Origin of the sequence: Agrobacterium sp. ST15.16.055 (genome assembly GCF_027956555.1) — a bacterium.
GTDB classification, from domain to species: Bacteria; Pseudomonadota; Alphaproteobacteria; order Rhizobiales; family Rhizobiaceae; genus Agrobacterium; species Agrobacterium salinitolerans.
Genome location: NZ_JAQKGN010000045.1, coordinates 1 through 231 on the forward strand (window position 1 = coordinate 1; position 231 = coordinate 231).

Here is a 231-nt window from a genome sequence, read left to right on the forward strand (position 1 = left end):
TCCCACTCCTCCAGACGCCGGGGCGGCCAGTTTTTCGGCACGATGAAAAAGAGTTCGATCTGACGGCCGCGGCCGACACGGGCGACATAGGAATAGTGGGAGGAGAAACCGAATTTCTCCACCGTCTCGACCGCCACCCGGTCCACATGCTGCTTGAATTCCAGCGGGGTCACCAGAAGGATGTCAGCCAGCGCCTGTTTCACATTGCCGAGCGGCATGGGGATGATGACG

At 60.2% G+C, this 231-nt stretch carries 1 pseudogene; it reads right to left on the reverse strand.

Going from position 1 to position 231, the window contains the following annotated elements:
* A pseudogene (locus PL599_RS22785) lies at positions 1–231 on the reverse strand (cation transporter); the annotation flags it as partial.